General features: G+C 62.1%; 11 protein-coding genes and 1 pseudogene. 8 read left to right on the plus strand and 4 right to left on the minus strand.

What is annotated here, in order from left to right; genetic code table 11:
• The 7 genes from KBZ15_RS18260 to KBZ15_RS18290 all read left to right on the plus strand — a co-directional run.
• On the plus strand, window positions 1-592 hold a 592-nt coding region (locus KBZ15_RS18260), incomplete at its 5' end, for a helix-turn-helix transcriptional regulator (protein ID WP_255016644.1).
• A 369-nt stretch (window positions 593-961) separates the two neighbouring features.
• Window positions 962-1,207, plus strand: a complete 246-nt coding sequence (locus KBZ15_RS18265) for a Nif11-like leader peptide family natural product precursor (RefSeq protein ID WP_255016647.1) — start codon at window positions 962-964, stop codon at window positions 1,205-1,207.
• Window positions 1,208-1,289: 82 nt separating this feature from the next.
• Window positions 1,290-1,598 carry a hypothetical protein gene (locus KBZ15_RS18270; RefSeq protein ID WP_255016648.1) on the plus strand — a complete coding sequence of 103 codons (309 nt, stop codon included), beginning with the start codon at window positions 1,290-1,292 and terminating at the stop codon, window positions 1,596-1,598.
• A gap of 107 nt (window positions 1,599-1,705) precedes the next feature.
• Window positions 1,706-1,933 carry a DNA-binding protein gene (locus KBZ15_RS18275; RefSeq protein WP_255016649.1) on the plus strand — a complete coding sequence of 76 codons (228 nt, stop codon included), beginning with the start codon at window positions 1,706-1,708 and terminating at the stop codon, window positions 1,931-1,933.
• Window positions 1,917-2,183 (plus strand): type II toxin-antitoxin system RelE/ParE family toxin, encoded by a 267-nt coding sequence (locus KBZ15_RS18280; protein ID WP_255016650.1) that lies wholly within the window; start codon window positions 1,917-1,919, stop codon window positions 2,181-2,183. The genes KBZ15_RS18275 and KBZ15_RS18280 overlap by 17 nt, the downstream gene beginning before the upstream one ends.
• Window positions 2,184-2,454: 271 nt before the next feature.
• Entirely contained in the window at window positions 2,455-2,679 is a 225-nt protein-coding gene (locus KBZ15_RS18285) for an AbrB/MazE/SpoVT family DNA-binding domain-containing protein (RefSeq protein WP_255016652.1), read from the plus strand.
• Window positions 2,676-3,020, plus strand: coding sequence for a type II toxin-antitoxin system PemK/MazF family toxin (locus KBZ15_RS18290; protein WP_255016653.1), 345 nt, complete (start codon window positions 2,676-2,678; stop codon window positions 3,018-3,020). Before KBZ15_RS18285 ends, KBZ15_RS18290 begins: the two co-directional genes overlap by 4 nt.
• 200 nt (window positions 3,021-3,220) lie before the next feature.
• Here the strand turns inward: KBZ15_RS18290 and KBZ15_RS18775 are convergent.
• Together KBZ15_RS18775 and KBZ15_RS18295 are read right to left on the minus strand one after the other, a co-directional pair.
• Window positions 3,221-3,355, minus strand: a pseudogene (locus KBZ15_RS18775) (addiction module protein); the annotation flags it as partial.
• 181 nt (window positions 3,356-3,536) lie between these two features.
• Window positions 3,537-3,734 (minus strand): hypothetical protein, encoded by a 198-nt coding sequence (locus KBZ15_RS18295; protein WP_255016654.1) that lies wholly within the window; start codon window positions 3,732-3,734, stop codon window positions 3,537-3,539.
• Between KBZ15_RS18295 and KBZ15_RS18300 the strand changes: the two genes are divergently transcribed.
• Window positions 3,727-3,882: a hypothetical protein gene (locus KBZ15_RS18300; protein WP_255016655.1), complete on the plus strand. Its 156-nt coding sequence runs from the start codon at window positions 3,727-3,729 to the stop codon at window positions 3,880-3,882. The genes KBZ15_RS18295 and KBZ15_RS18300 overlap by 8 nt on opposite strands.
• A 293-nt stretch (window positions 3,883-4,175) precedes the next feature.
• On the opposite strand, the gene KBZ15_RS18305 is transcribed toward KBZ15_RS18300, so the two are convergent.
• Window positions 4,176-4,454, minus strand: coding sequence for a hypothetical protein (locus KBZ15_RS18305; RefSeq protein WP_255016656.1), 279 nt, complete (start codon window positions 4,452-4,454; stop codon window positions 4,176-4,178).
• Window positions 4,455-4,487: 33 nt separating this feature from the next.
• Window positions 4,488-5,052: nucleotide sugar dehydrogenase (locus tag KBZ15_RS18310; protein ID WP_255016659.1), on the minus strand; the 565-nt coding region annotated here is incomplete at its 5' end.

The following is a 5,052-nucleotide window of genomic DNA, read 5'->3' on the forward strand; positions in this document are numbered from 1 at the left end:
GGCTTCAGCTGGGGATGAATCTTTGGCCGGATTGAGTGCTGGATTGTCGGCCCTGGTTAGGGCATATTTTAAAGATTGCTTAGTGACGCCATTGGTGGATGTGGCCGTGGAAGAGAGGCCGTTATTGCTCTCCTCCATGCAGGATTGGATTAGGGGGCAGCTGCATCACGCTGATCTCGATGCTCAGGTGATGGGAAGATATTTTCATTGCTCGCGCTCCACTGTCTATGCGTTGTTCAAGCCATATGGAGGGGTCAGGGCCTATGTCCAGTCGTTAAGACTTGAGCGAGCCCGTGAGCGGCTTTGCTCTCCTGGGGTAGGTAAGATTTTGATTGGGCGATTGGCGATCCATCTTGGTTTTAGTAGTGTGGCAGTATTTAGTCGGGCTTTTCGTGAACGATGGGGCATGTCGCCGAAGGAGATGAGGGCTCAGTTCTTGGCTGCCCAGGGGCGCAATTCTTTTTCGACTAACAATTCTGCTTGTGCAGACTCGGCTCAGTTGCATAGGGAGCAGCTGAAGCATGCTTGCGAGAACTATTACGCAACATTCCGGCGTGACTCTTCGGTCGAGTTGCAGGGGGCGTCACGCTGAACAAGCTCGAAAAAGCCCGCAATCAGGCCACCGGGAGTCAAGCCACTGCTGGGGACGCGGCCGTTTTCAGACTCCAGGTCAAGAAAATATGGACTCTGGGCAAACACTGAACATCGCTAACCTTCCCTAGGTTTCTAGAGTGGGGATGAAAATGGCTTCCATGGGTATGACTTCCAATAGTTAGTCCCGTTTTGTTTTTTGTTTAAAAGCAACGCTCGACCATCAAGAGCTAGTGGAAAAGTTGGGTTTTTGGATTCCAAGATGAGTAGCCCTGCCCTATCTAGGCGGCCTAAAACTCTTTCCACGTCGCACTTGACTACTGCACCCGATCGAGCTTTTCCGGATGACCTGATCAGCTTTCTCAAGGCCATGAAAAGCCCTGCCCTCAGCCTGTTCCTGCAAGCGGTGGCGGCTGAGCCGGCCCTGCAAGCCCAGTGCGGCGCGGCGAAAGACCTGGCGCAGTTGGTGCAACTGGCCCAGACAGCAGGTTTTGCCGTGACTGCCAGAGACCTGCAGCTGTGGGCGCATGACGAGGCCTTTGCCGCCGCCTGGTGGCCCTGGGTAGGAGGCAGCAAGGCTCAGCTCACGGCATTTTTTCGTGGCCAGCCCTGTTGAAAACAGTCAGGGAGCTGATCTTGGACATTCTGACTACAGTCACGGCTACTTGGAATAGCTGTACTGGTGCAGGCCTGCCAGGGTGCTGCGGCCGGGCGGGCGGCTGGTGGCCACCTGCCCGCTGGCTTTTGGGCAGACAGAGGCGATCGTGAAGGTGAGGCACAATCAGAGCACCGGAGAGCTGGACCATCTCACTGAGCAGGAGTTCCATGGCGACCCGGTGCGCCCGCAGGCGGGATCGCTGGTGTATCGCATTCCCGCCTGGGATGTGCTGGGCCAACTGCAAGCCGCCGGCTTCTCGGAAGCCCGCATGCACCACATCGCCAGCTGGAAGCACGGGGTGCTGGGCTCAGATCTGCCGGGGGTGCTGGTGATCGAGGCCGAGCGCTGAGGAGCAGCTAATGCCCGAGACCCCTGGTTTAATCGAATCAAAGTGGGTGGATGACGGCTGGCGCCATCCAGGCGGACTACTATGACTACAGCGATTCACGAGGACCCATGCCCACCTCCGTCCGCCTTGACCCGGCTGTGGAGGCACGGCTTGAGAGCCTCGCTCGGATCACCGGCCGCAGCAAGGCTTTCTATCTGCGCGAGCTAATCGAGCAGGGTCTCGATGACTTGGAGGACGCCTACCTTGGGGCTGCCGCCCTGGAGGCCCACCGCCGTTCTGGAGAAGCAGCTATCCCCCTGGCCGTGTTGATGGAGGACCTTGGCCTGGAGGATTGAGTTCACCCCCGCAGCTGCCAAGGAACTGCGCAAGCTGGACCGGCAGATTTCCAGGCGCATCGGTGCCTTTCTAAAGGATCTGGTGGCCTCCTGCGGCGACCCACGACAGCGAGGCAACGGTCTGACCGCCAACTGGGCAGGCCTGTGGCGCTACCGGGTGGGCGACCACCGGGTGATCTGTCAGTTGGAGGATGACCGGTTGTTGGTGCTGGTGGTGCGGATAGCCCACCGCAGCGAGGCCTACGGTTGATCGCCTATTGCCAACGCTCAAGAATCTGCAGGGCCGCGAGCAAGCGTTTGCCGATCTATGAGTAGTTTCGCCCGCAGTGCGGTGGTGCGCCTAAAGCTGTTCACCCTGGATGAACGTCTAGTGCTCGACCCCCAGCTAGCCAAGCTGCTTCCCCCAGCCCCCTGAGCTAATGCCCCGTGACCCTTTGGCCTGGCTACGCTGCCGTTAGGTAAGGAGGTCTTACCGGGCGACCATTTTCGGCGTAGCATTTGTCGTGCACGTGAGGCTCGTGATGGACGTCGCCACACTCACCGCCAAGGGTCAGGTCACCGTGCCCAAGGCGGTGCGTGTGGCCCTGGGCCTGCGGCAGGGCGATCAGCTCAGTTGGGAGCTGGAGGATGGCTCGGTGCGGGTGCGGGCCGTGGCACCGCTGGATGTGGCCTATCTGCAGGGGCTCGAGGGCACGCTGAGCGAATGGAGCGGCACAGCGGATGACCAGGCCTTCGCCGAGCTGTGAGTGCTTTTGAGCGGTTTGCGGTGGTGCGGGTGCCGTTTCCGTTCACGGATCGGCAAGCCCAGAAGCGCCGGCCGGCTTTGGTGCTCTCCCTGCCTGACTTTCAGCAGGCCTGCGGCCACGTGCTGCTGGCGATGATCACTTCGGCGCGTCAATCCGCCTGGCCCCTGGATTGGCCGATTGAGGATCTGCTGGCTGCGGGTCTGCCTCAGCCCTGTGTGGTGCGCCTGAAGCTGTTCACCCTGGATGAGCGACTGGTGCTCGGCAGGTTGGGTGCGCTGGTTGCAGCTGATCGCACCGCTGTGGCCGCCCAGCTGGCCAAGCTGCTTCCACCAGCACCCTGAGCTAATGCCCCGCGACCCGCTGGCCTGGCTGCCGCTGCTGCGGCACTGGACCCACTGGGGGGCGCAGCAGGGGCTGAGGGCTGAGACCGGGTGCGCACTTTGAGGAAGCCCCGGTCAAAAAAAGCGTTGGCGATCACCCGCTGGATCCAGGCCACCTCGATCCCTGGGTGCTTCTGGCGCACCACATCGGCATCGCTTAACTCCGGTTTTCCCTGCTCGGCAGCGATCGAGTCCCATAGGGTCTGGACCAGCTCCAACCGCTGTGCCAAAGGCAGGGTCAGCAGGTCATTCACCACAGGCCATGCCGGCAGGACCGGGGGCTTGGACCTTTTCATCCATAGCGGCGGCTTTGGGCGGGACTCCGCTCGCAGCCAGCAGGGAATGGCGCCTGCCGAGCGGGTTAGGACCGTTGTTGCATTGAACTTTCTGAGCTGGTCGGGGCCTCACGAACTGCAGCCCAGTTCATTCAGGCTATTGGGGGCGTGATCTCCTCCAGCAACACTGCCAGGGCTTCACTTAGTTGGAGCCGGTTGCGGGCGGTGTCTGCGAGGAGGAATCGGCATTGAGCAACAAGGCATCCATTCTGGATTCGAGCTCGGCGAGCCGCCTGTTCTCGATGTCGAGCTGCTCGATCTCGCTCTCGAGCTGCTTCGTACGCCTCTCGCTTTCGAGTTCTCTCTGCTCGATGTCGTAGACGGGTCGCCAGTTGACCATCGCCAGCAAGCGCCGCCAGGGCGGCAAGGTGGAGACCCACTCCGATCTGCTCAGGGGTCTGGAGGGTGCCGAAGTGGAGGAGGTTGTCATCGCCGTAATTCGTGGTGAACGAAATCAGGAGCAGCAGGGCGCCAGCTACAAGGGTTGACCAGCCCTGTCGATCCAGCAGCCGGGGCCGCGGGAGCGGAGCAGGCAGCCCCGGAAGGCTTTCAACATCTCTCATTACCGTAGCGAGGCCGACTAGCTCCTATCACCACATAGTACGCCCATACTGCCACGCAATGTCTCAGTGGTTTCACGGGTTCCCAGCCAAGCGCCTGCAGCGGGTATCAGCTCCCCATGATCAAGCCCCCTACCGGCGGGCACCGCCACCGGCCAGGCCGGCACCGCCACCGAAGTGCTGGCTGATCAGGCGGTGCAGGCGTTGCTTCTGGAACTGGTTCACGGCTTCCACGGCCTGCAGCAGTTCGGGCACATAGCCGGCCTGCTGGGCGGTGCGCAGCCGGGCCAGATGAACTGGAAGCCAATGCGCGGGTCGGAGCCAATGCCAATGCGCACGCGCTCAATGTCGGCGCCGAGCCGTTCGGCCAGGTTGGCCAGCTCGTTCATGAACGAGATCTTGGTGGCCAGCATGGCGTTGGCGGCGTATTTGGTGAGCTCGGCGGAGCGCACGTCCATCACCACGATGCGGTCGTGGTTGCGGTTGAAGGGGGCGTACAAGGCCTACGGCTCGACAAGCTCGCCGGACTGCGTCTACATCGCCTCGATGGCGGCGGGGCTGGAGCTGCCGATCACGATGCGATCTGGCCTCTGGAAATCGGCCACGGCGGAGCCCTCCTTAAGGAACTCAGGGTTTGAAACCACCTCAAAAGGGATCTCCACGCCGCGGGCCTGCTGCTCGGCGCGGATGGCGCCTGCCACCTTGTCGGCAGTGCCGACGGGCACGGTGCTCTTGGTCACCACGATGCGCGGGGCGTCCATGTGGCTGCCAATGGAGCGGGCCACGGCGAGCACGTATTGCAGATCGGCGTGACCGTCTGGATCGGGGGGGGTGCCCACGGCGATGAACAGGATCTTGGCGGCAGCGATGGCGGCAGCGGCAGCGCTTGTGAAACGGAGCCGGCCGGCGGCGATCGCTTCCTGCATCAGGGCCTGCAGGCCCGGCTCGTAGATGGGGCATTCGCCCTGCTGCAGGCGGGAGAGCTTGGCGGGATCCACATCCACACCGATCACCTCCACGCCTGCGGCGGCAAAGCAGGTGCCGGTGACCAGGCCCACATAGCCGCTGCCGAAGATCGCGATCGACACGGAGCGCTCA

It is taken from the genome of Cyanobium sp. BA20m-p-22 (assembly GCF_024346275.1).
GTDB lineage: Bacteria > Cyanobacteriota > Cyanobacteriia > PCC-6307 > Cyanobiaceae > Cyanobium_A.

What these genes read in the sequence shown, in the direction of transcription:
- KBZ15_RS18265 (WP_255016647.1), top strand. Translation starts at nt 962, where the DNA reads ATGAAAAGCCCTGCCCTCAGCCTGTTCCTGCAAGCGGTGGCGGCTGAG.
- KBZ15_RS18275 (WP_255016649.1), top strand. Translation starts at nt 1,706, where the DNA reads ATGCCCACCTCCGTCCGCCTTGACCCGGCTGTGGAGGCACGGCTTGAG.
- KBZ15_RS18285 (WP_255016652.1), top strand. Translation starts at nt 2,455, where the DNA reads ATGGACGTCGCCACACTCACCGCCAAGGGTCAGGTCACCGTGCCCAAG.
- KBZ15_RS18295 (WP_255016654.1), bottom strand. Translation starts at nt 3,734, where the DNA reads ATGGTCAACTGGCGACCCGTCTACGACATCGAGCAGAGAGAACTCGAA.